Source organism: Rhodococcus sp. NPDC059234 (genome assembly GCF_042754225.1).
Lineage (GTDB): Bacteria > Actinomycetota > Actinomycetes > Mycobacteriales > Mycobacteriaceae > Rhodococcus_G.
Genome location: NZ_JBHZAH010000049.1, coordinates 1 through 22,545, shown reverse-complemented (window position 1 = coordinate 22,545; position 22,545 = coordinate 1). Strand labels below are relative to the sequence as shown.

Below are 22,545 nucleotides of genomic sequence, written 5' to 3'. Positions count from 1 at the left end.
CAGCCACCTCCATCGACCGGTGCGGAAGAACCATGCTCCCGCACTGGTTAGCGCTGCTATGTGATCCTGCTCACACGGACGTGCTCAATTGACGCTTGCCAGGGCAAACGGCAGGACCGCGCCGGCGCCGGCGGCGCGCAGTTCGCGGGCCGCCATCGTCAGCGTCCAGCCGGTGTCGGCGAGGTCGTCGAGCAGCAGAATCGGGCCCTCGACCGCGCTCAGGTCCGGGGCCGTCCAGGCGTCGACCAGCCCGGCCACCCGATAGGCGGAGTTCGCCGCCGAGACCGGCGGATGCCCGGGAGTGCTTGCCAGTGTTCCCAGGTCGGTCAGTCGCCCCACCTGGGCCAGGCGCTGCCGCAGCGAGGCCACCAACTGCGGGCGCGACGCCGACTCGAGCGACATCACCGCGACGGGCCTGCGGTCCCAGTCCCAGGCGGCAAGCACCGACACGCAGGCGTCGACCACCGCGTCCGGTGCGGGCGCGTCCGGGGCGTCGAACAGCGCCCGCAGGCGCTGACCCCATCCCAGATCCGACAGCCGGCCGAGGACGCGGCCGGGCTCGGGCCCGTCGGTGATCTTCCCGGACAGCGCGGTGCCGAGCTTCGCCAGGCCGGTGGGCCACTGCTTGCGCGGCGCCAGGTCGACCCCCGGCCGGTCGAGCCGCGCCCGGGCCTGGGCAACGGCGTCGGCGTCGACCTCGCCGCTGAGCGCCTCGCCGGTGCAGTTGTCGCACCGACCGCACGGCTGCGGCGCATCGGACAGTCCCGGGTCGTCGAGCTGGCGGCGCAGGAACTCCATGCGGCACATGGTCGTCCGCTGGTAGTCCACCATCGCCTGCTGCTCCGACTGTCGGGCCTGCTCGAGACGCTCGTAACGGGGGGCGTCGTACTCCCACGGCTGCCCGGTCCCGATCCAGCCCCCACGCACCCGCTTGACCGCACCGTCCACGTCGAGAACCTTGAGCACCATCTCGAGGCGGGACCGGTTCAGCTCCACCAGCGGTTCGAGCGCCTGGGTGGACTGCGGGCGTTCGGGGTCCAGCACCTCGATCACCCGGCGCACGACGTGCTCGCGCGGGAACGCGACGGACGCGAAGTAGCTCCAGATCTGCCGGTCCTCGTGGCCGGGCAGCAGCACCACCTCGGCGCGATCGGTGGAGCGGCCGGCGCGCCCGACCTGCTGGTAGTAGGAGATGGGGGAGGACGGGGCGCCGAGGTGCACGACGAAGCCGAGGTCCGGCTTGTCGAAGCCCATGCCGAGCGCCGACGTCGCGACCAGGGCCTTGACCCGGTTGCCGAGGAGGTCCGCCTCGAGGGACTCGCGTTCGGCCGGGTCCGTCTGGCCCGTGTACGCCGCGACCTGGTGTCCCTGGTCGGAGAGTAGGGCGGCGAGATCGCGGGCCGCGGACACCGTGAGGGTGTAGATGATGCCGGAACCGGGCAGCGAGTTCAGCTGCTGGCCGAGCCAGGCGGCCCGCTTGGTGGCCTCGTCGATGCGCACCACCGACAGTCGCAGCGACTCGCGTTCGAGCCCGCCCCGCAGTACCAGCGTCTCGCCGCCACCCACCCCGAGCTGCGCGGACACGTCGGCGACCACCCGGTCGTTCGCGGTCGCGGTGGTCGCGAGCACCGGGATGCCCTCGCCGAGTTCGCCGATGAGCGTGCGAATCCGCCGGTAGTCGGGCCGGAAGTCGTGGCCCCAGTCGGAGACGCAGTGCGCCTCGTCGACGACCACGAGCCCGGCGTCCGCCGCGAGTGACGGCAGCACCTGGTCGCGGAAGTCGGGATTGTTCAAGCGCTCGGGGCTGACCAGAAGGACGTCGACCTCGCCGTCGGCCACCTGCCGGTGGATCTCGTCCCATTCGGTGACGTTGCCGGAGTTGATGGTAGCCGCCCGCACGCCTGCGCGTTCGGCGGCGACGACCTGGTTGCGCATCAGCGCGAGGAGCGGCGAGACGATGACGGTCGGGCCGTGCCCGCGGGCCCGCAGCAGCTTGGCGGAGATGAAGTAGACGGCGGACTTACCCCATCCGGTGCGCTGGACGACCAGTGCACGCCTGCGCTGCACGACCAGCGCCTCGATGGCCGTCCACTGGTCCTCCCGCAGTCGGGCCTGCGGCCCGGCGAGCTCGCGGAGCAGCTCCTCGGCCTCGCCGCGCAGCCCCGCCTGGTCCTTCACGTCCGTCGCCATGCGTCCATCCTGCCGGGTGGGACCGACAGCGCGCTCGGCCGCGTCTGCTGTGGTACGTCTGGGTGATGGACGCCTCAGTGCCCGCCCCGGCCGTGACCGAGATCCTCTCCGGGTTCGAGGCGGCGGCCGCCGACCTCGTCGAGTTGTACCGGTACCTGCACGCGCACCCGGAACTGTCGTATCAGGAACACGAGACGGCCGAGATCGTCACCGAGCGCCTGACCGCGTCGGGCTTCCAGGTCACCGCGGGCCTCGGCGGCACCGGCGTCGTCGGGGTGCTGCGCAACGGCGACGGCCCGGTGGTGCTGCTGCGGGCCGACATGGACGCGCTGCCGGTGCGCGAGGACACCGGGCTCGACTACGCGTCGACGGTCATCGCGACCACGCACCTGGGCGAGGCCGTGCCCGTCATGCACGCGTGCGGCCACGACATGCACGTGACCTGCCTGCTGGGTGCGGCGGCGTTGCTCGCGGACGGGCGGGCGCACTGGTCGGGCACGCTGATCGCGCTGTTCCAGCCGGCGGAGGAACTCGGTGACGGCGCACGCAGCATGCTCGACGACGGGCTCCTCACCAAGGTGCCGACGCCCGACGTGGTGCTCGGGCAGCACGTGATGCCGGGGCCGGCGGGCACCGCGTTCGTGTGCCCGGGCACCGCGATGGCGGCGGCGCAGAGCCTGCAGATCCGGATGTTCGGTCGCGGCGGGCACGGGTCGATGCCGGACGCGTGCGTCGACCCGGTGGTGATGGGTGCGGCGACGGTGATGCGACTGCAGACCGTCGTCTCGCGGGAGATCTCGCCCTCGACGCCCGCCGTGCTCACCGTCGGGTCCTTCCAGTCGGGGACCAAGGAGAACGTGATCCCCGACGAGGCGGTCCTCAAGGTCAACACCCGGTCCTTCGAACCGCACGTGGCGGATCGGTTGCGGGAGGGGATCGTTCGGGTCGTCCACGCGGAGTCCGAGGCATCCGGCGCGCCGCGGCCGCCGGAGATCACCGAGCTGAACAGCTTCCCGGTCACCGTCAACGACGAACCCGGGACCGCCCGCACCCTCGCCGCGCTCGGAGCGCAGTTGGGCAGCGACAAGGTGTTCGAGATCGGCCCCGTCTCCGGCAGCGAGGACGTCGGGGATCTCGCCAAGGCAGCCGGGGTCCCGCTGGTCTACTGGTTCGTCGGCGGATTCGACGTCGTGGACGGGCAACCGCTGCCGTCGAACCACTCGCCGAAGTTCGCGCCGGTGATCAGGCCGACGCTGGACACCGGGGTCGCGGCGCTCGTTGCGGCTGCGGTGGAGTGGCTCGACTGACCGACGGCGTCAGGAGGTCCGCGGGCGGGCCGGACCTGTTGTCCCGGTGTATGGGAGGACCCATGTGCGCCGCGGCCGGCCGCCCCAGGGTTGAGCGCACTAGGGCTCGTCTCGCGCGATTGCACCGGGAGTTTCCATGAAACACAGTGAATTCGACGAAGAGTTCGACGTCATCGTCATCGGCGTCGGTGCGGCCGGAGCGGCCGCCGCGCTCAGCGCGCACGAGCGCGGGGCGAGCGTCCTGGTGGTCGAGAAATGCCCGCCGAAATGCGCCGGTGGCAACACTCGAGTGTCGGGAAGCGGCTGGTTCATCAACAGCAGCCCGGAGCGGGCGGCGGTGTTCCTGCGGGCGCTCAACGGATCCCGCACCGTCGCGGAAGACGTCGTGCAGACGTGGGCATCGGAGACCGCAAAGAACTCGGACTGGTTGGCCGACCTCGGGGCCACCGCCAGGCCGACCGGCGCCTATCACACCGAAGCGGAGTTCTCCGAGGTCGACGGCGCCGACTGCTACGCAGGCATGAACACGATCAACGGTGAGATGGGTCAGTTCCTCCTCTACGAATTCCTCGTCGGAGCCCTCGCCGAGCGGGGAATCGAGATCCGATTCGAGACCAGGGCACAGGAATTGACTGTCGTCGACGGCACCGTCCGAGGGGTCCGGGTCGAAGGTCCGACGGGGGAGGCCACGCTGGGGGCGCGCGGCGGCGTCGTCCTGGCAACCGGTGGATTCGCCGCCAACCCCGAGATGGTCCAGGACTACCTCCCGCTCGACGAGTACGTGTTGTGGGGCTCGCCGCACAGCACGGGTGACGGCCACCGGATGGCCCAGCGGGTCGGCGCGGACATGTGGCACATGGGCAACATGATGACGATCACCGGCATCGACGTCGGCGACACGACCGGACTGTTCCTCGCGTTGTGGGCCGGCCACGACTACATGTTCATTGCTCCGGACGGACGCCGATTCACCGACGAGACCAAGGGCAACCGCCACGGACACGTGCAGCGGAACGGAGCCGAGGAGCTGTTCCCGCTCCGCCCGTTCCACATTGTCTTCGACGAAAAGCTGCGCGCAGCGGGACCGCTGAGCCCGACCAGCGCTGTGCTGCCAGTCGGCTGGAAGCTGTTGATGGAGAACTTTGTCTGGTCCACAGACAACTCGGTCGAGGTGGCCAACGGGCAGATCCGACGCGCGGACACGCTGCGTGAGTTGGCGGCAGCGATCGGCGTCGACCCGGACACCCTCGAACGCAGTGTCCACGACTACAACGCCGCCTGCGACGTGGGTCGGGACGACCACTTCGGCCGCGACCCGGAGACGCTCGCGCCGGTGTCGGAGGGGCCGTTCTACTCGCTGCGCGTGGTGCCGTTGCTGGGTTGGAGTGACGGCGGCCCGCGGCGCGACGGGCATTCTCGGGTGCTGGACACGCGCGGCGAGGTGATCGAGGGCCTGTACGCGGCCGGGGAGGCCAGCGCGACCTACAGCTGGACCAAGGACGGCGGCTTCCACATCGCCGACGCGTTGGCATTCGGCCGCGTGTCGGGTGCCCATGCCGCGAGCCGGGTTGCGAGCTGACGACGACGCCGGGGAACTCGCGCGGCCGGCGGGTCTCAGTCGTCGTAGAGCGCGTCGAACTCGGCGGCGAAGTTCTCGCCGACCACCTTCCGCTTGATCTTCAGCGTCGGGGTCAGCTCGCCGGTCTCCTGTGACAGGTCGCGTTCGGCGACGGCGAACCTCTTCACCTGTTCGGGCGGGGCGAGTTTCGCGTTCGCGGCGTCGACGGCCTCCGTGATGAGGTCGAGAACCCGTGGATGCCGGGACAGTTCGGCGACGGAGTCGGGCAGGCCCTGCGCCTGCGCCCACGGCAGGACCGTCTCCGGATCGAGCGTCACCAGCACCACGGGGTACGGCCTGCGGTCGCCGTGCATCACGGCGTGGCTGATCCACGGCGAGCGCTTGAGGTCGTTCTCCAGGTTGGCGGGTGTCAGGTTCTTGCCTCCGGAGGTGACGATGATGTCCTTCTTGCGGCCGATGATCGTGACGTAGCCGTCCTCGTCGATCGAGGCCAGGTCGCCGGTGTGCAGCCAGCCGTCGGTGACCGCACCGAACGACGCGTCCGTCATCTTGTAGTAGCCCTGGAAGATGTTGCCGCCCCGCAGCAGCAGCTCACCGTCCTCGGCGGTCGCGGCATCGATGCCGGGCAGTGGTCTGCCGACCGTCCCGAATCGGTGGTGGCGTGGCGTGTTCACCGTTGCGCCGGTGGAGGTCTCGGTCATCCCGAAGCCCTCCATCACGGGAATGCCGCAGCCGTAGAAGAACTCGAGGATCTCCTTCGCGATGGGGGCGGCGCCGGTGATCGCCAGCTCGAGGTTGCCGCCGAACAGCGCCCGCACGCCCTGGAACAGAGCGGCATCGGCCGCGTCGAACTCGGCCTGCAGTGCCGCGGGGACGTCCTCGCCGGCCTCGATCAGGTCGCGCACCCGCACGCCGAGCGCGGCGGCCGCGAGGATGTTTTCGCGTTCCTCGGCGGGCTTGGATCCGACGGCCAGGGTGTAGACCTTCTCGAACACACGCGGGACCGACGGCAGGTGGGTGGGCCGGACCGCCATCACCTCGGGCACGATGCGTGCGGTGTCGCCGCCCCAGTACGCGATGACGCCGCCGCGGTCGAAGGCCAGCAGTTGGAACAGCAACGCGAACGCGTGCGCCAGAGGCAGGAACAGGTACAGCACCATGTCCACGTCGGAGGTCCGGTCCTCGGCTTCGTCGAGGGCGGTGTTTGCCGCCATGATCGAGCGGTAGTTCCCGTGCGAGAGGACGCAGCCCTTCGGCGGGCCGGTGGTTCCGGAGGTGTACATGAACACGTAGGGATCCTCGGGAGTCACCGCAGCGGCCCGGCGGCGCAGTTCCTCGGCCCCGCGTTCGCGCCCCCGGCGGCGGATCTCGTCGGCGGGGACCGCGCCGCCTGCCTCGCCGTCGAGAACGATCACCCACTCGAGGGCCGGCAGATGCGCGTGGACGGCGTCGATCTTCGCGACCTGCTCCGCGTTCTCGCAGACCACCGCCCGGGCCTCCGAATCGCCCACCACCCAGGCGCATTCCTCGGGGGAGTTGGTCGGGTATATCGACACATGCACGCCGCCGGCGGCGACGATCGCCAGGTGCGCGATCGACCAGTCCGGCCGCGTGCTGCCCAGCACGGCGACCCGATCGCCGACGTCCAGGCCGAGGTCGATCAGTCCGGCACCGAAGTCGGTGACCCGCTCGGCGAGCTCGGCGTAGGTGATCTGCTCCCAGGTGCCCGGCTCGCTCTGGAAGCGGGCCGCGGGCCGGTCGCCGTAGGCATCGGCGGCTCGAAAAGCAAGGTCTGCGAGGGTGTTTCCCGCGATGGTCCGGTTCATTCGACGCGCTCCGTCCAGCCCGTGCGACCGCACACACGGCATCCGGTCGCGTTGGGGGCGATGCTACGTCGGCGCGGCGCCGCGAGGTGCCGCTTCGCGCGGACGCCCGGTGCGTCCCAGGGCGGCGTCGACCGCCGCGCGGGTCGGTGCCGCGGCGGCCCCGTGACGGGTGGTCGCGAGAGCGCCGGCGACGCACGCTCGGTCGACGGCGTCGGCCGCGCCCGAGGGCCAGGACGCGGCGAGCGTGCCGGCGAACGCGTCGCCTGCCCCGGTCGTGTCCACCACCTCGACCGAGGGTGGTGTCGCGAGGTGCGTGCGTCCGTCCGGCCCGCGCAGGGTCGCGCCGTGCGCTCCGAGCGTGGTGACCACGTGCGGCACCCGTCCGAGGACGGCATCGCCGAGCTGACCGGCCTCCGTCTCGTTCACGATCAACACGTCGACCGCGTCGAGCAATGCATCCGGGAGTGACTGCACCGGTGAGGGATTGAGGAAGACGGTGGTGCCGGCGGAGCGGGCGTGGCGGGCGGCGGCGGTGACCGGGCCGAGCGGCAGTTCCAGCTGGCAGAGCAGCACGTCCGCCTCCGCGATCGCCGACAGGTCCGCATCCGTGAGGTCGCGGACGGTGGTGTTGGCCCCGCCGACCACGACGATCGAGTTCTCCCCGGACCCGTCCACCACGATCACCGCCACTCCGCTGGGCCCGGCGACCTCCCGCAGTCCCGTGATGTCCACCCCGGCGTCCGCGAGGGCCCCGCGCAGTTCCGCGGCGAAGGGGTCGTCGCCGACCGCGCCGAGGAAGCGCACCGAGGCGCCGGCGCGGGCGGCCGCGACGGCCTGGTTGGACCCCTTGCCGCCGGGCCCGGTCGAGAAGTTCTCCCCGAGGACGGTCTCCCCGGGTGCGGGCCGCGCCGCGGTGGTCGCGACGAGGTCGATGTTGACGCTGCCGAGCACGGTCACGCGGGGAGCGGGCATGGAGCCGAGGTTAACCGTCCGTGAGGGTGGGAGTGGTCTCGATCCGGACGCAGCAGTAGCCGTCGGCCGGGGCCAGCCGGGCGACGCGTCCCCCGGACCCGGTGCCGTCGATCAGACCGTCGATCAGCTCCAGGTTCATCCCGCAGATCATCTCGGTGTGCCCTTCGGCGAGCGAATGGAACGGGCAGTTCACCAAGGCGATGTCGGCGCCCTCGATGCACGGCTCGTAGCCGCAGCGTTCGAGCGTCGCGAGGAACTCGGCGTCGCCCGGACCGGACTCGGTCCCCACCGCCCGGCCGAGGTCTCTGGCGCGCCGTCCCAGCGTGACCCGGGGCGGTTCGCCGGTGCGTTCGGAATCGTCGATGGCCTGGGCGAGCAGCTGCCCGGCGAGCTCGTAGGAGCGCTCGGGCAGCTGCACCACGACCTCACGGTCCGAGCGCCGGTACAGCTTCGACGGGCGTCCCGCGCCGGGGCCGGTGCGTCCGCTGCGCCGCGCGAACCCGACGGCGAGCAGCCCCTCCTCGGCCAGCTTGTCGAGGTGGAAGGCCGCCGTCTGGCGGGCCATGCCGAGGGCCTCGGCGGCGTCGTCGCGGCTGACCGGGTCCCGGTGCCTGCGGACGAAGTCGTAGAGCCTGCGGCGCGCTGGCTCGTCGAGCGCGGAGACGGCCGAGATGTCCGAGTGCGGTGCCGGATCCATGTCTCCATTGTAAAACCAATCGACGTTGACGTAATCCTCGGCGGAATTCTATAGTTAGTTATCGCTACTTTTAGAAGGAGGAGTCATGTCAACGGACACGGCAGGACAGGTAGATGCGGGTCACGCGCGCCTCGCCGACCCCGGCTACCAGGCATTTCTGGCACTGCGAACGGTGTTCACCGTCGCCCCGATCCTGTTCGGACTCGACAAGTTCGCGAACGTGATGACCGACTGGCCGCAGTACTTGGCGCCCTGGATCGACGGCATCCTGCCCGGGAACGCGCAGCAGGGGATGTATGTCGTCGGGGTGGTCGAGGTGGTCGCCGGGCTCGTCGTGGCGATCGCACCGAAGTTCGGCGCCTGGCTGGTCGTGGCCTGGCTGGCCGGGATCATCGTCAACCTCTTGACCCTGCCGGGCTACTACGACGTCGCGCTGCGCGACTTCGGCTTGCTGGTCGCCGCCGCCGCGCTCGGCCGACTGGCCGTCAAGTACACCGGCGGACACGGGGCCGCCCGATGAGCGTCCCCGCCGTCGACCTGCCCGCGGCGCGCACCCGGCGGCGACCTGTCGTTACCCTGTAGTCATGACCGCGGTGAACGAGACGGCACAGGTGAACGCCGATATCCCCGTCCAGGACGAGGTGCGTGAAGCGGTGCATGACGCCGCCCGCCGCGCCCGGGTTGCGTCCCGGGTGCTCGCCCAGCTCACGACCCTCCAGAAGAACGCGGCGCTGCTCGCCGCGGCCGAGGCGGTGCTCGAGTCGACCGACTCCGTGCTCGCCGCCAACGCCGCCGACATCGAGGCCGCGAAGGCGGCCGGAACCGAGGAGAGCCTGCTCGACCGGCTCCGGCTGACCGGCGAGCGGGTGGCGGGCATCGCGGCCGGCCTGCGGCAGGTCGCGGGGCTTCCCGACCCGGTCGGCGAGGTGGTGCTCGGTGCGACCCTTCCCAACGGCCTCGAGATCCGACAGTTCCGGGTGCCGCTCGGCGTGGTCGGGATGGTCTACGAGGCCCGGCCGAACGTCACGGTCGACGCCTTCGGTCTCGCCCTCAAGTCCGGTAACGCCGCCCTGCTGCGCGGCTCGAGCTCGGCGGCGCACTCGAACGCCGCGCTCGTCGAGGTGCTCCGCGACGCGCTCGCGGCGCAGGGCCTGCCCGCGGACGCGGTGCAGCTGCTGCCCAGCGCCGACCGCTCGTCCGTCACCCACCTGATCCAGGCCCGCGGGCTCGTGGACGTCGTCATCCCGCGCGGCGGCGCCGGGCTGATCAACGCCGTGGTTCGTGACGCGACGGTGCCGACCATCGAGACCGGCGTGGGTAACTGCCACGTGTACGTGCACTCGGCGGCCGACATCGTGATGGCACAGAAGATCGTGCTGAACTCCAAGACCCGTCGCCCGAGCGTGTGCAACACCGCCGAGACCGTCCTCGTCGACGCGGCGATCGCGGACACCGCGGTGCCCGCGCTGACGCAGGTGCTGCAGTCGCAGGGGGTCGTCATCCACGGCGACCTGCCCGGGCAGGTGCCCGCGACCGAGGCCGACTGGTCGCAGGAGTACCTGTCGCTGGACGTCGCGATGAAGGTCGTCGCGAACCTCGACGAGGCGGTCGAGCACATCAACCACTACGGCACCGGCCACACCGAGGCCATCGTGACCGCGGACCTGGCCGCGGCCCGGGAGTTCACTGCCCGCGTCGACGCCGCCGCCGTGATGGTCAACGCGTCCACCGCCTTCACCGACGGCGAGCAGTTCGGCTTCGGCGCCGAGATCGGCATCTCCACGCAGAAGCTGCACGCGCGGGGGCCGATGGGCCTGCAGGAGCTCACCTCCACCAAGTGGACCGTGTGGGGCGACGGGCACACCCGGCCCGTGTAGCCACCACCACCGCGTAACTACCGGAACAACCTAGGAGCGAGTGTGGACCGCGCACTTCCGACGACCCCGCCGACCTTCGCGAGCGTCGACGACGTGATCTCCCGGCTCGCCGAGACCGGGTACCTCGCCGACAAGGCGACCGCCACCGCGGTCTTCCTCGCCGACCGGCTCGGCAAGCCGCTGCTCATCGAGGGTCCCGCCGGAGTCGGCAAGACCGAACTCGCGCGGGCGGTCGCGCAGACCTCGGCCGCCGAACTGGTGCGGCTGCAGTGCTACGAGGGCGTCGACGAGTCCCGCGCGCTCTACGAGTGGAACCACGCCAAGCAGATCCTCCGGATCCAGGCGAGCAGCGAGCATTCGTGGGACTCGGCCAAGCAGGACGTCTTCTCGGAGGAGTTCCTCCTCGCTCGCCCGTTGCTGACCGCGATCCGCCGCGACGACCCGACCGTGCTGCTGATCGACGAGGTCGACAAGGCCGACGTCGAGATCGAGGGCCTGCTGCTCGAGGTGCTCAGCGACTTCGCCGTCACCGTGCCGGAGCTGGGCACCATCGTGGCCACCCGCAAGCCGTTCACCGTGCTCACCTCGAACGCCACTCGCGAGCTGTCCGAGGCGCTCAAACGCCGCTGCCTGTTCCTGCACCTGGACTTCCCCGACGCCGAGCTCGAGCGGCGCATCCTGGCCAGCCGGGTGCCCGAACTGCCCGAGGCGATCGCCGAGCAGTTGGTCCGGACGGTCGGCGTACTGCGCGCCATGCAACTCAAGAAGGTGCCGTCGGTCTCGGAGACCATCGACTGGGGTCGCACCCTGCTCGCGCTCGGCATGGACACCCTCGACGAGAACGCGGTCCGCGCGACCATGGGCGTGATCCTCAAGCACCGCTCCGACCAGCAGCGGGCCGCGGCCGAGCTGCGGCTGAACTAGGGGGTCTGTGATGGCGGTCGCGGCAGGCAGGCAGGGTGGACCCGCGGCGCCGTACGGGCTCCCGGGCCACCTCGTCGAGTTCGTGGAGGCGCTGCGGGCGAGAGGGATCGCCGTCGGACCGTCGGAGACCGTCGACGCCGGCCAGGTCATGTCCGTCCTCGACCTGCTCGACCGGGACGCGCTGCGGGAGGGCCTGGCCTGCTCGCTGTTGCGTCGGCCCACCCATCGCGCCACCTTCGACGCGCTCTTCGACCTGTGGTTCCCGGCAGCGGTCGGCCAGCGCGCCGACGGCGGCACCGTCGACGTGGCGATCCCGCGCACCGCGAGCGGGGAGGTGGACTTCGAGGCGCTGCGCGAGCTGATCGCCGGCCTGCTCGTGGACGGGTCCGGGGAGTCGCTCCAGCTGATCGAGCAGCTCACCGCCCAGTTGGTCGAGGACCTGGGGAAGTACGAGTCCTCGAAGGGGCCGTCGTTCTCCGCCTACCAGGCGCTGCGGGACGTGGCCCCGGAGACGCTGGTCTCCAGGATCCTCGACGGGCTGCTCGGCAACGCGTCCGGCGGCGAGCACGAAGGCGGCGACTACGCCGCCGAGGTGGCCCGGCGGACCGCGCGTCAGCGCGTCGCCGACTTCCGCAAAATGGTCGAGATCGAGACTCGTCGACGCTCGGCGGAGCAGCTCGGCAAGGAACGCGTCGCCACCTACGGCGTGCCGAAACTCGCCGAGGAGGTCGACTTCCTGCGCGCCTCCGACTCCGAACTGGTCGCGCTGCGGCGGACGGTGCACCCGCTGGCCCGCAAGCTCGCGAGCCGGCTCGCGGCCCGCCGCAAGCGGGCCCGGGCAGGCGCGATCGACCTGCGCAAGACGCTGCGCAGGTCGATGTCCACCGGCGGGGTGCCGATCGACCTGGTGCTGCGCAAGCCGCGACCGGCCCGCCCGGAACTGGTCGTGCTGTGCGACGTGTCCGGGTCCGTGGCCGGCTTCAGCAACTTCACCCTGCTGCTGGTGCACGCGCTGCGCGAACAGTTCTCCCGGGTGCGGGTGTTCGCCTTCATCGACACCACCGACGAGGTGACCCGGTTCTTCGACGCGGGCGCCGACCTCGGGTCGTCGATGTCCCGGATGATCCGGGAGGCGGACCTGATCTGCTACGACGGGCACTCCGACTACGGCAACTCGATCGGGGTCTTCGCCGAACGGTTCGCGCACAGCCTGACGAGCAAGTCCTCGCTGCTGATCCTCGGCGATGCGCGCAACAACTACCGGGACCCGAACATCGCCGCGCTCACCCACCTGGCCTCGGTCGCCAAGCACACCCATTGGCTCAACCCCGAGCCCCGCGGGCAGTGGGGCAGCGGTGACTCCGCCGCCAACGTCTACGCCGAGGCAGTGACCATGCACGAGTGTCGTTCCGCACAGCAGCTCGCGGACGTGGTCGCGGGCCTGCTGCCCGTCTGAACCCGGCGCGGACGGAGACGATCGGGCCAGCCAGTAAGCTCGACACTCGTGCAGCACGGAGCGGGAGTCACCGGAGGTAGTGCGTCGCCGCGGCGACGGCGCCTCGGTGTGATGGGCGGAACCTTCGATCCCATCCATCACGGTCACCTGGTCGCCGCCAGCGAGGTCTCCGACAGATTCGATCTGGACGAGGTCATCTTCGTGCCCACCGGCCAGCCCTGGCAGAAGGCGGGCAAGGACGTCAGCCCCGCCGAGGACCGCTACCTGATGACGGTCATCGCGACCGCATCGAATCCGGGTTTCTCGGTGAGCCGCGTCGACGTGGACCGGGAGAAGGCCACCTACACCGTCGACACCCTGCGCGACCTGAGTGCCCAGAATCCCGACGCCGACCTCTACTTCATCACCGGTGCAGATGCGCTGGAGACGATCCTGTCCTGGCAGGATTGGGAGGAGCTGTTCCGGCTGGCGAAGTTCGTCGGTGTCAGCAGGCCCGGCTTCGAACTCGGCATCGAGCACCTTGCCGAGCATCTCGAGGGTCAGCCGAAGGACGCGCTGACGCTCGTCGAGATCCCCGCCCTGGCGATCTCCTCGACGGAGTGCCGCCTGCGGGCCAGCGAGAACCGGCCCGTCTGGTACCTGGTACCCGACGGGGTGGTGCAGTACATCTCCAAACGCAACCTCTACCGACCGCTCGACTCCGAGCGCCTCGACGGGGCTGTCACCGTGTCGCAACCGGCACCGGACAAGAACCACATCCAACCGCAGAACCGGGAGAACACGTAAGTGAGCGCATCCGCCGAAGCCATCGAAATGTCGCGCATCGCGGCGTTGGCCGCCGACGAGAAGTTGGCCAACGACGTGGTCGTCCTCGACGTCTCCGAGCAGCTGGTGATCACCGACTGCTTCGTCATCGCCTCCGCGTCGAACGAGCGTCAGGTCAACTCGATCGTCGAGAACATCGAGGACAAGCTCCGCGAGGCGGGGCACAAGCCGGTCCGCAAGGAAGGCACCCGCGAGGGGCGCTGGGCGCTGCTCGACTACATCGACGTGGTCGTGCACGTCCAGCACGACGACGAGCGGAACTTCTACGGCCTCGAGCGCCTGTGGAAGGACTGCCCGGTCGTCACCGTCGAGGGCATCGGGGAGCGCGCCGCGACCGACGGGGAGACCGAGCAGTGACACCGAGCCGCCCCGCCCGGCGGCTGATCCTGCTCCGGCACGGCCAGACCGAGTACAACGCGGGCGACCGCATGCAGGGGCAGCTCGACACCGACCTGTCCGAACTCGGCCGCCTCCAGGCCAAGTCCGCGGCCCGCGTGCTCGCCGACCGCCGGCCGGCCGAGGTGATCAGCTCGGACCTGCGCCGAGCCTTCGACACGGCGACCGCGCTCGGCGAGCACGCCGGCCTGAAGGTCGCGCGCGACGAGCGACTGCGCGAGACGCACCTCGGGGAGTGGCAGGGGCTCACGCACGCCGAGGTCGACGTGCGCGACCCGGGCGCCCGGGCGGCCTGGCGCGCCGACGCCGGCTGGGCGCCGCCCGGCGGTGAGAGCCGCATCGAGGTGGCCCGGCGCGCGGTGCCGGTGGTCACCGAGCTGGTCGCCGAACGCGAGCAGTGGGGTGAGGACCCTATCGTGCTGGTCGCGCACGGCGGGCTGATCGCGGCGCTGACCGCGGCGCTGCTGGACCTGCCGGTCGATCGCTGGCCGGTGCTCGGTGGCCTCGGGAACACGAGCTGGGTGCAGCTCAGCGGGCACGGCGAGGGGGATGCGGTGGGCTGGCGGCTGGACGTGTGGAACGCCTCGGCGACGGTGGCCGGCGATGTCCTCTGACCTCGCGGCGTCCGATTCGGCGCCTGCCCAGCGGCCGGTCCTGCTCGTCCTGGCCGACTCGCTGTCCTACTTCGGGCCGAAGGGCGGTCTGCCCGCCGACCATCCGCGGATCTGGCCGAGCCTGGTCGCCGCGGAACTGGGCTGGGACGTCGAACTGGTCGCACGCATCGGCTGGACCAGTCGCGACGCCTACTGGGCGCTGATCCAGGACCCGCGGGTCTGGGCGAGCGTGCCGCGGGCAGGCGCGGTGGTGTTCGCGGTCGGCGGCATGGACTCGCTGCCGTCGCCCCTGCCGACCGCGCTGCGCGAGCAGATCCGCTACGTGCGCCCGCCGGCGTTGCGGCGCGTGGTGCGCTCGGCCTACCAGTGGCTGCAGCCGCGGCTCTCGCCGCTCGGCTGGCCGGTCGCGCTGCCGCCGAAGCTGAGCGTCGAGTACCTCGAAAGTTCCAGGGCGGCATTGGAATACATGCGACCCGAACTTCCCGTCATCGGCACCCTGCCGTCCGTGCACGACTGCGAGGCCTACGGCAAGGTGCACACCGGCCGTCCGGGGGCGGTTCGGGCGCTCGAGTCGTGGGGAGCCGAGAAGGGCGTCCCGCTGGTGGATCTCGCCGAGGCCGTGCGCGACAACGTGTTCTCCGACCGTGGGAACCCGGACGGCATCCACTGGGGCTGGGACGGACACGAGGCGGTCGCCGCCGCGATGCTAGCGGCCATCAGGTCGGCGCTGCCGGAGGAGTCCGGGAGCGTGACCGTCGCGGACGGGACGCGGTAACGCCGATGCCCGTCGTCGTCGTCACCGACTCGTCGGCCTGTCTCGCCCCGGAGTTGGTGGAGCAGTACGACATTCGGGTTGTCCCGCTGCACGTCCTGGTCGACGGCCGGGACCTGCGTGAGGGCGTCGACCCGATGCCCGACGACCTGCCCGCCGGTGCGACCGTCACCACCTCCGGTGCCTCCCCGGGCGAGCTGACCGAGGTGTACGCGCGGGCGCTCGAGGACAGTGCCGGCGACGGGGTCCTCGCCGTGCACATCTCCCGGCAGCTGTCCGGAACGTGGGAGGCGGGACGGCAGGCGGCGCAGGCGCTCGGACCCGAGGTCCGCCTCGTCGACTCACAGTCCACGGCGATGGGGACCGGCTTTCCCGTGCTCGCCGCGGCGCGGGTGGCGGCGGCCGGCGGCAACCTGCGCGCCGTCTACGAACGTGCGGTCGAGGTGGCCGACCGCAGCCGCGTGCTGATCATGGTCGATCGCCTCGACCATCTGCGCCGCGGCGGCCGGATCGGCACCGCCGCCGCGCTTCTCGGCACCGCGCTGGCGATGAAGCCGGTGCTGCACCTGGTGGACGGCAAGCTGGTGCTCAAGGAGAAGACCCGCACCACCACCAAGGCACTGGCCAAGGTCGTCGACGGGATCGTCGAGTTCGCAGGCGACGGGGACGCGGCCCTCGCGGTGCACCACCTCGGGGCCGCGGAGCGGGCGGACGAGGTGGCTACCGCCCTGCGCGAACGGCTTCCCCTCGCGAGCGAGTTCGTGGTCTCCGAGTTCGGTGCGGTGCTCGGCGCGCACGTCGGGCCGGGAGCGGTCGGGGTGCTGGTGATACCCGGCGGCGCGGGAGCGGTGCCGGCTCCGCAGCCGTAACGCCGAGCCGCTCATCCACAGGCCCGGATCCATCCACAGGCGCAGCCGATTTCGCCGTCGGCGCGGCCGGTCGTAGGGTTCGCGGTTCTAGCGTCGGGGCATGCGCACCACGGACGAGGCACGCGAACAGATCAGGCGGCGACTCGACGCGATCACCGGCGGGCGCGCCGGACCGGACGACCGTGCGTTCGTCGCCGAACCCGACGAGCAGACCGGTCCGCGCCCCGACTGGCTCGAACCGGCGGCGGCGCCGACCCGACCGAGGGTGAGGTTCGCGCCGGGACGCCGCGGCGTGGTGGCGCTGGTGGTGGTCGGGGTCGCCGCCGCCGGGGTGGGTGCCTTCGGGGCGTGGCGGGAGCGCCCGGTTGCGAACCCGGTCGCGCCGCTGCCGGCGGTCGAGACCGGGGCAGCGCAGGCGTCGGAGCAGCCCGCCCCGCCCGCGCCGACCCCCGCCCCGGACCCGGTCGCGCCGCCGGCCCCCGACATGGTGGTCAGTGTGGTCGGACTGGTGCACGCCGCCGGCCTCGTGCACCTGCCGACGGGCGCACGGATCGCGGACGCGCTCGCCGCGGCGGGCGGCGCGCGCGAGGGTGCTGACCTGCTCGGGCTCAATCTCGCCCAGAAGCTGGCGGACGGGGACCAGGTGCTGGTGGGCCTCTCCCCGCCGGACGGCGGTGCCGTGACGGTCGGTAGCGCGACGGTCGGTGCGGGTGCTTCCATGCCCGGCGTGGCGACCGCCCCGGGCAGCGGCCCGGTACCGGGTGGGAAGGTGAACCTGAACACCGCGACCGCCGAGCAGTTGGACGCCCTGCCCGGGGTGGGCCCGGTGACGGCCGCGGCGATCGTGTCCTGGCGGCAGAGCAACGGTCGCTTCACCGATGTCGAGCAACTCGGCGAGGTGGACGGCATCGGTCCCGGCCGGCTGCAGAAACTGCGCGACCTCGTGACCGTCTGAATGGACGCGACCAAGTCCGCGGCGGTCGACCTGCGACTGCTGCCGTCGGCCGGAATGTGCTGGGCGGCAACACTGGCGGGCATCCTGCTCGGGTGGCGGGCCGCGCTGTGGATCGCGCTCGGTGCGGCCGTCGTCGCGGTCGTGGTCGGCTGGGCCGGGCGTCGGCACGCGGTGGCGGCCGTCGTGGTGGCGGCGCTGCTGGTCGGTGCCGGGTTCGCGGCGGCGACCGCGGCCCGCGAGCACGCGGCGACCAGCCATCCGCTGGCCCGGCTCGCCGCCGCGGGTGGCAATGCGACCGTGACCGTCGCGCCGGTGGACGACCCGAAACCGGTGCGGTCACCGGCGGGGGACACGGTGATGATCCGCGCGGGCCTGCGCTCGATCGGCGGCAGCCCGGGGGTGGGGGAGACCGAGGTCGGCGGGTCGGTGCTGGTGTTCGCGCCCGCCGACGGCTGGCGCGACCTGCTGCCCGGTCAAGCGGTCACCCTGCGGGGTGCGGTGAGTCCGCCGCTGCGCCGCGACCTCACCGTTGCGGTGATCCGGGCGGTCGGGCCGCCCCGGCACGTAGAGCCGGCCCCGTGGCCGCAACGGGCGGCGGGCGCGGTGCGGTCCCGATTCGCCGCCGCGGCCGCGGCCGGGTTGTCTCCCGATGCGGCGGGGCTGCTGCCGGGACTGGTGGTCGGCGACACCTCGGCGCTGCCGGCCGCCGTCGGGGACGATTTCACCGCGGCCGGGCTGGCGCATCTGACCGCGGTCTCCGGCGCCAACGTCTCGATCCTGCTCGGCGCCGTGCTCCTGCTGGTGCGGGCGCTGACGCTCGGTCCGCGCGCCAGCGCGGTGATCGCGGCGATCGCCTTGGCGGGCTTCGTGGTGCTGGCCAGGCCCTCGCCGAGCGTGCTGCGCGCGGCGGTGACGGGTGTGGTCGCGTTGCTCGCGATGGTCACCGGCAGGCGCAGGCAGGCGATGCCCGCGCTCGGGGGCGCGGTGATCGTCCTGCTGGCCGTCTCACCCGCGCTCGCTGTGAACTTCGGGTTCGCGTTGTCGGTGGCGGCGACCGCCGCGCTGGTGCTGATCGCACCGGGCTGGGCGCAGCGGTTGACCGCCCGCGGCTGGCCCCGGGCGGCGGCGGAGGCGGTCGCGGTGGCGGCCGCCGCGCACGTGGTGACGATGCCGATCGTGGTGGCGATGGCGGGCACGGTGAGCACGGTGGCAATTGCCGCGAATCTTGCGGTCGCACCGGTGATCGCGTTGGTCACCGTGCTCGGAGCGGTGTCGGCTGTGTGTTCCTGCGCGTGGATGCCGTTGGGGGAGTTGGTGGTCCGCGCGACCGGCCCGCCGCTGTGGTGGCTGCTGTGGGTGGCACGCACGGCCGCCGGTGTACCGGGGGCGACGGTCGCGGTGCCGTCGGGCCTGGTCGGTGGCGCGGCGGCGGCAGGTGCGGTGGTCGCGATGGTCGTCGCGGTGCGCTTGCCCCGGCTGCGACGCTTGCTGGCGGCGGTCGCCATCGGGCTCGCGGTGGTGTGGGTGCCCGTTCGGGTGCTGTGGCCGGGGTGGCCGGTGCGCGGCTGGACGCTGGTGGCCTGCGACGTCGGACAGGGCGATGCGCTGGTCCTCGACGCCGGGGGCGGGGCGGTCGTGGTGGTCGACACCGGCCCGGAGCCGCGCCTGGTCGACGGCTGCCTGGACAGGCTCGGGGTGCGGACGGTGGCGGCGGTGGTGCTGACCCACCTGCACGCCGACCACGTGGACGGACTGCCCGGGGTGCTGCGCGGGCGGACGGTCGGGGAGGTCGTGCTCGGGCCGATGCGACTGCCGGAGGACGGTTTTCGTCGCGTCCGCGACCAGGCGTCGGCGGCGGGGGTGCCGCTGCAGGAGGCGCGGGCGGGGCAGTCGTTGCGGATCGGCGGGCTGGTCTTTCGGGTGCTCGGGCCGACGTTGCCCGTGCCCCGGGACCCCCACGACGGGGCGGACGCCGCGAACGACCAGTCGCTGGTGATGTCCGTGGACACGGCCGCGGGTCGGGTCCTGCTGACCGGGGACGTAGAGGCCGACGGGCAGCGCGACCTGCTGCGCGATCACGTCCCGCTCGCCGCGGACATCCTCAAGCTGCCGCACCACGGATCGCACACGACGACACCGGAGTTCCTGCGCGCGGTCGGGGCGCGTCTCGTGGTCGTGTCCGTCGGGGCGGGCAATACCTTCGGTCACCCGAATCCGGGCGTGCTGGCGACCATCCGCGCCAGCGGTGCGACGGTCGTGCGGACCGACCGGGGCGGTGACATCGCGGTGGGCAGGTCCGGAGGCGGTGCCGTCGCCGTCGGACGGCCCTGAGCGTGCGGGGTCCCGTCGGTAGACTCGCGGCATGTCGACCAGCCCGAATCCGCCGCAGCAGCGGCCCGCTGCCAGCGGGTACGAGGCGCGTTGGGAGCGGCACAACCTCGAACGGCAGCACCGGATCCTCGACGCGGCGGTCGAGTTGCTCGAGGAGAGCCCGACGGGCGCGGACATCCCGGTGCAGCAGATCGCGAAGCGGGCCGGGCTCGCCAAGTCCGTGGTGTACCGGCAGTTCGACGGCCGTGAGGACCTGGACTGCCGGATCCGGTCGCACCTGGTCGACGAGTTCTCCCGCACCCTCGACGAGCGACTGGACGTCTCCTCCGGATCGGTCGAGGAGATCCTCGTCCGCACCATCCGCACCGTGGCGGACTGGATGGCCGATCACCCGCGCCTGAACGAATTCGCCCGCACCGGGCCGGTGGTCCGCGGTGCCGAGATCGACGCGGTGAGCAGCCTGAAAGTGCGGATGTCGGTGCGGGCCCGGGAACTCATCTCGTCGATCGCGACGCTCATCGACGCCGACGACAGCGCCTTCGACTCCGTGCCGTTCGCGGTGGTGACCATGGTCGAGGGCACGCTGACGCAATGGGTCGCCGAGCCCGGGACCCGGCGCGAGCGGGCGGAGATCGTGGCCGACCTCGCGAGGCTCGCCTGGTTCGTACTGGACGGTGCCGCGCGCTCGGCGGGAGTGACTGTCGACCCGAAGGCGGAACTGTCCGGCGTCATCGCGCAGCTGTCGGGTCAGGCGGCCTGCCGAGCCTGACGGTCCGGCTCACTGCGGTAGCGCGAGGGTGGGCCGTCGATGTGCAGTCGGCGCCACAACCGCTTGGTGACGGTGTTCATCAGTCCCAGTTCCTCGGCGAGAGCACGCATGTCGCCGAAGTAGCCGCTGAGGATGGCGCGCGAGTGTTCGCTGCGCCAGAAGGCGTCCTTCATCACCCGGCGCGGGATCCCGAACTCCGCGGCGAAAGCCTTCGGCGGGGTCATGATCTCGCCGGCAAGCCAGCGCATGGCCAGCGGGAAGGTCACCGCGCACACCGCCTTGGAGACGGTGCTCATCCTGGCGATGTGCGCCTTGAGGAACTCGTTGGCGAACGAGATGTGCCGGGCCTCCTCGGCGATGTGGATCTCCATGGTGCGCAGCATCGCGGGCGGGATGTTCGCGCCCTGGCGAATCAGCGCTTTCTGGTAGTGGTCGATCGGTTCCTCGCCGCCGAGGATGCCGATGAACAGGATCACGTGCGCGTAGCCGCCGGCGACCCCGATGAACGGCGACAGCGCGCGGAACGGGCGCCGCATGCCGGGAACGTCGACCCCGATCCGGTTGACCAGTTCCTGGAACATCTGGATGTGGTTGCACTCCTCGGTCATCTCGTGGAGGCAGTAGCGGAACTCCGCGGACCCGTTGGGCAGCTTCATGATGTACTGCATCATTCCGCGGATCAGGATGCTCTCGAACGCGGCGCCGACCTTCACCGAATTCGCCTGGCGCCACTTCCCGATCGCGATCTGCCGGTCGAGCGGCAGCTCCCGGTACCACCGGGTGGCGCCGAGAGGGTCGACCTCGGGCGAGAGGACCCAGCGGGGATCCTCAGGATCGATCGCGAGTTCCGGTGAGTCCCAGTCGATGTCGAGATAGGGGTCGAAACGTCGGTGCACGGATCCGGTGGACAGCGTCTGCAGCAGGTCGCGGTAGTCCGGATCGAGCATGTCGGCAGCGTGTGACGTCGACGGCGACATCGTTACCTCCTCTGTGGTCCCGCGGGTTGCCTCAATTTACTGAGACGCGGCGTCCCACGCAAGACTCGGGAGGCGCGCGGGGTGTGCACGCGAGAGGGGTTCCAGGGGACGCGCTGTCGGGGCAGCGTGGGACCATCGTCGGGTGAGTTCCGCTACCGCCACGCCCGCACAGCTCCATCTCGTCCTCGGCGACGAGGAACTCCTGATCGAACGCGCGGTCGCGGCGATCGTCGGGCAGGTGCGGACCGCCTCGGCCACCGCCGACGACGTGCCGGTCAGCCGGCTGCGGGCGGGCGACACCAGCCCCGCCGAACTGGCGGAGCTGCTCAGCCCGTCACTGTTCGCCGAGGACAAGGTGATCGTGCTCGAGGCCGCCGCCGAGGCAGGAAAGGATGCGGTGACGTTGCTGCTCGACGCCGCGAGTGCCCCGCCCGAGGGCTTCACCCTCGTGGTGCTGCACTCCGGGGGCGGCCGGGCGAAGGCGATGGTCGGCGCGCTGCAGAAGTCGGGCGCCGTCGTGCACGAGTGCGTCAAGCTCAAGGCGGGCGAGCGGTCCGACTTCGTGCGAGGCGAGTTCCGGACCGCCGGGGTGCGCGCCTCTCCCGAGGTGATCCAGGTGGTGCTCGACGCGGTCGGATCCGACCTGCGCGAGCTCGCGGCCGCCTGCTCCCAGCTCGCGGCCGACACCGGCGGCAAGGTCGACGTCGCCGCCGTGCAGCGCTACTACTCGGGTAAGGCCGAGGTCTCCGGCTTCGACGTCGCCGAGTTCGCCGTCTCCGGTGACCGGGTCGCGGCGATGGAGGCGCTGCGATGGGCGATGCTGCGCGGCGTCCCGCACGTGCTGCTCGCCGACGCCCTCGCCGACGCGGTGCACACCGTCGCGCGGGTCGCCTCGGCCGGTCGCGGCGACCCGTTCCGGATGGCGTCCGAGCTGGGCATGCCGCCGTGGAAGGTCAAGAAGGCGCAGGGGCAGGCCCGGGGCTGGCGACCGGAGACGATCGGTGCCGCGCTCGGGGTGGTCGCGCAGCTCAACGCGGACGTCAAGGGCGCCGCGGCCGACCCGGACTACGCCGTCGAGTTCGCGGTGCGCCGGGTCTCGGAGCTCCGGGGCTGAGTCGTCGGAGCGCCGGGTCTCGGAGCGTCGGGTCTCGGAGCGCCGCGGCCGACGTGTCGAGGACACGCGAAAGACCGCCCGGTCGAGGACCGGGC

Annotated in this window: 20 protein-coding genes; 15 read left to right on the top strand and 5 right to left on the bottom strand. The window is 71.7% G+C overall.

Annotation, left to right across the window (positions count from 1 at the left end):
- Positions 1 to 84 precede the first annotated feature (84 nt).
- A complete protein-coding gene (locus ACFXGJ_RS12685; protein WP_378619922.1) occupies positions 85 to 2,190 on the bottom strand; it encodes a DEAD/DEAH box helicase in 2,106 nt (701 codons plus the stop codon).
- Between the two features lie 65 nt (positions 2,191 to 2,255).
- On the opposite strand from ACFXGJ_RS12685, the gene ACFXGJ_RS12680 reads away from it, so the two are divergent.
- Positions 2,256 to 3,497, top strand: coding sequence for an amidohydrolase (locus tag ACFXGJ_RS12680; RefSeq protein ID WP_378619919.1), 1,242 nt, complete (start codon positions 2,256 to 2,258; stop codon positions 3,495 to 3,497).
- A gap of 136 nt (positions 3,498 to 3,633) precedes the next feature.
- Complete coding sequence (locus ACFXGJ_RS12675) at positions 3,634 to 5,076, top strand: FAD-dependent oxidoreductase (protein WP_378619916.1); 1,443 nt, start codon at positions 3,634 to 3,636, stop codon at positions 5,074 to 5,076.
- Between the two features lie 35 nt (positions 5,077 to 5,111).
- On the opposite strand, the gene ACFXGJ_RS12670 is transcribed toward ACFXGJ_RS12675, so the two are convergent.
- From ACFXGJ_RS12670 to ACFXGJ_RS12660, 3 genes are all read right to left on the bottom strand, one after another.
- Positions 5,112 to 6,902 (bottom strand): AMP-dependent synthetase/ligase, encoded by a 1,791-nt coding sequence (locus ACFXGJ_RS12670; RefSeq protein ID WP_378619914.1) that lies wholly within the window; start codon positions 6,900 to 6,902, stop codon positions 5,112 to 5,114.
- Positions 6,903 to 6,965: 63 nt separating this feature from the next.
- The gene (locus tag ACFXGJ_RS12665) at positions 6,966 to 7,874 is read right to left on the bottom strand and encodes a ribokinase (protein ID WP_378619888.1); all 909 of its coding nucleotides are present in this window, start codon (positions 7,872 to 7,874) and stop codon (positions 6,966 to 6,968) included.
- 10 nt (positions 7,875 to 7,884) lie between these two features.
- A complete protein-coding gene (locus ACFXGJ_RS12660) occupies positions 7,885 to 8,571 on the bottom strand; it encodes a helix-turn-helix transcriptional regulator (RefSeq protein ID WP_378619884.1) in 687 nt (228 codons plus the stop codon).
- 85 nt (positions 8,572 to 8,656) lie between these two features.
- On the opposite strand from ACFXGJ_RS12660, the gene ACFXGJ_RS12655 reads away from it, so the two are divergent.
- The 12 genes from ACFXGJ_RS12655 (at position 8,657) to ACFXGJ_RS12600 (ending at position 20,359) form a co-directional block, all read left to right on the top strand.
- A complete protein-coding gene (locus tag ACFXGJ_RS12655) occupies positions 8,657 to 9,091 on the top strand; it encodes a hypothetical protein (RefSeq protein ID WP_378619880.1) in 435 nt (144 codons plus the stop codon).
- A gap of 64 nt (positions 9,092 to 9,155) precedes the next feature.
- On the top strand, positions 9,156 to 10,448 hold the full coding sequence (locus ACFXGJ_RS12650; RefSeq protein ID WP_378619878.1) for a glutamate-5-semialdehyde dehydrogenase: 1,293 nt from the start codon (positions 9,156 to 9,158) through the stop codon (positions 10,446 to 10,448).
- Between the two features lie 42 nt (positions 10,449 to 10,490).
- On the top strand, positions 10,491 to 11,372 hold the full coding sequence (locus ACFXGJ_RS12645; RefSeq protein WP_378619875.1) for an AAA family ATPase: 882 nt from the start codon (positions 10,491 to 10,493) through the stop codon (positions 11,370 to 11,372).
- Positions 11,373 to 11,382: 10 nt separating this feature from the next.
- A complete protein-coding gene (locus tag ACFXGJ_RS12640; RefSeq protein ID WP_378619872.1) occupies positions 11,383 to 12,828 on the top strand; it encodes a VWA domain-containing protein in 1,446 nt (481 codons plus the stop codon).
- Positions 12,829 to 12,939: 111 nt separating this feature from the next.
- Positions 12,940 to 13,614, top strand: a complete 675-nt coding sequence (gene nadD, locus ACFXGJ_RS12635; protein WP_378619870.1) for a nicotinate-nucleotide adenylyltransferase — start codon at positions 12,940 to 12,942, stop codon at positions 13,612 to 13,614.
- Complete coding sequence (gene rsfS / locus ACFXGJ_RS12630; RefSeq protein ID WP_378619868.1) at positions 13,615 to 14,010, top strand: ribosome silencing factor; 396 nt, start codon at positions 13,615 to 13,617, stop codon at positions 14,008 to 14,010.
- Positions 14,007 to 14,663: a histidine phosphatase family protein gene (locus ACFXGJ_RS12625; RefSeq protein WP_378619865.1), complete on the top strand. Its 657-nt coding sequence runs from the start codon at positions 14,007 to 14,009 to the stop codon at positions 14,661 to 14,663. Before rsfS ends, ACFXGJ_RS12625 begins: the two co-directional genes overlap by 4 nt.
- Positions 14,653 to 15,438 (top strand): diglucosylglycerate octanoyltransferase, encoded by a 786-nt coding sequence (gene octT, locus ACFXGJ_RS12620; protein ID WP_378619862.1) that lies wholly within the window; start codon positions 14,653 to 14,655, stop codon positions 15,436 to 15,438. The genes ACFXGJ_RS12625 and octT overlap by 11 nt, the downstream gene beginning before the upstream one ends.
- A gap of 5 nt (positions 15,439 to 15,443) precedes the next feature.
- Positions 15,444 to 16,304: a DegV family protein gene (locus ACFXGJ_RS12615; RefSeq protein WP_378619859.1), complete on the top strand. Its 861-nt coding sequence runs from the start codon at positions 15,444 to 15,446 to the stop codon at positions 16,302 to 16,304.
- 100 nt (positions 16,305 to 16,404) lie between these two features.
- The gene (locus ACFXGJ_RS12610) at positions 16,405 to 17,259 is read left to right on the top strand and encodes a ComEA family DNA-binding protein (RefSeq protein ID WP_378619857.1); all 855 of its coding nucleotides are present in this window, start codon (positions 16,405 to 16,407) and stop codon (positions 17,257 to 17,259) included.
- Positions 17,260 to 19,590 (top strand): ComEC/Rec2 family competence protein, encoded by a 2,331-nt coding sequence (locus ACFXGJ_RS12605; protein WP_378619854.1) that lies wholly within the window; start codon positions 17,260 to 17,262, stop codon positions 19,588 to 19,590.
- Between the two features lie 31 nt (positions 19,591 to 19,621).
- A complete protein-coding gene (locus ACFXGJ_RS12600; protein ID WP_378619852.1) occupies positions 19,622 to 20,359 on the top strand; it encodes a TetR/AcrR family transcriptional regulator in 738 nt (245 codons plus the stop codon).
- On the opposite strand, the gene ACFXGJ_RS12595 is transcribed toward ACFXGJ_RS12600, so the two are convergent.
- Positions 20,338 to 21,306, bottom strand: coding sequence for a diiron oxygenase (locus tag ACFXGJ_RS12595; protein WP_378619849.1), 969 nt, complete (start codon positions 21,304 to 21,306; stop codon positions 20,338 to 20,340). The genes ACFXGJ_RS12600 and ACFXGJ_RS12595 overlap by 22 nt on opposite strands.
- 172 nt (positions 21,307 to 21,478) lie before the next feature.
- Between ACFXGJ_RS12595 and holA the strand changes: the two genes are divergently transcribed.
- The gene (holA, locus tag ACFXGJ_RS12590) at positions 21,479 to 22,450 is read left to right on the top strand and encodes a DNA polymerase III subunit delta (RefSeq protein WP_378619845.1); all 972 of its coding nucleotides are present in this window, start codon (positions 21,479 to 21,481) and stop codon (positions 22,448 to 22,450) included.
- The last annotated feature ends 95 nt before the right edge of the window (positions 22,451 to 22,545 follow it).

Excerpts from the sequence above, each read along its gene's own strand:
- ACFXGJ_RS12685 (WP_378619922.1), bottom strand. The coding sequence starts at position 2,190 with ATGGCGACGGACGTGAAGGACCAGGCGGGGCTGCGCGGCGAGGCCGAG.
- ACFXGJ_RS12680 (WP_378619919.1), top strand. The coding sequence starts at position 2,256 with ATGGACGCCTCAGTGCCCGCCCCGGCCGTGACCGAGATCCTCTCCGGG.
- ACFXGJ_RS12675 (WP_378619916.1), top strand. The coding sequence starts at position 3,634 with ATGAAACACAGTGAATTCGACGAAGAGTTCGACGTCATCGTCATCGGC.
- ACFXGJ_RS12670 (WP_378619914.1), bottom strand. The coding sequence starts at position 6,902 with ATGAACCGGACCATCGCGGGAAACACCCTCGCAGACCTTGCTTTTCGA.
- ACFXGJ_RS12665 (WP_378619888.1), bottom strand. The coding sequence starts at position 7,874 with ATGCCCGCTCCCCGCGTGACCGTGCTCGGCAGCGTCAACATCGACCTC.
- ACFXGJ_RS12660 (WP_378619884.1), bottom strand. The coding sequence starts at position 8,571 with ATGGATCCGGCACCGCACTCGGACATCTCGGCCGTCTCCGCGCTCGAC.
- ACFXGJ_RS12655 (WP_378619880.1), top strand. The coding sequence starts at position 8,657 with ATGTCAACGGACACGGCAGGACAGGTAGATGCGGGTCACGCGCGCCTC.
- ACFXGJ_RS12650 (WP_378619878.1), top strand. The coding sequence starts at position 9,156 with ATGACCGCGGTGAACGAGACGGCACAGGTGAACGCCGATATCCCCGTC.
- ACFXGJ_RS12640 (WP_378619872.1), top strand. The coding sequence starts at position 11,383 with ATGGCGGTCGCGGCAGGCAGGCAGGGTGGACCCGCGGCGCCGTACGGG.
- nadD (WP_378619870.1), top strand. The coding sequence starts at position 12,940 with ATGGGCGGAACCTTCGATCCCATCCATCACGGTCACCTGGTCGCCGCC.
- octT (WP_378619862.1), top strand. The coding sequence starts at position 14,653 with ATGTCCTCTGACCTCGCGGCGTCCGATTCGGCGCCTGCCCAGCGGCCG.
- ACFXGJ_RS12615 (WP_378619859.1), top strand. The coding sequence starts at position 15,444 with ATGCCCGTCGTCGTCGTCACCGACTCGTCGGCCTGTCTCGCCCCGGAG.
- ACFXGJ_RS12610 (WP_378619857.1), top strand. The coding sequence starts at position 16,405 with ATGCGCACCACGGACGAGGCACGCGAACAGATCAGGCGGCGACTCGAC.
- ACFXGJ_RS12605 (WP_378619854.1), top strand. The coding sequence starts at position 17,260 with ATGGACGCGACCAAGTCCGCGGCGGTCGACCTGCGACTGCTGCCGTCG.
- ACFXGJ_RS12600 (WP_378619852.1), top strand. The coding sequence starts at position 19,622 with ATGTCGACCAGCCCGAATCCGCCGCAGCAGCGGCCCGCTGCCAGCGGG.
- ACFXGJ_RS12595 (WP_378619849.1), bottom strand. The coding sequence starts at position 21,306 with ATGCTCGATCCGGACTACCGCGACCTGCTGCAGACGCTGTCCACCGGA.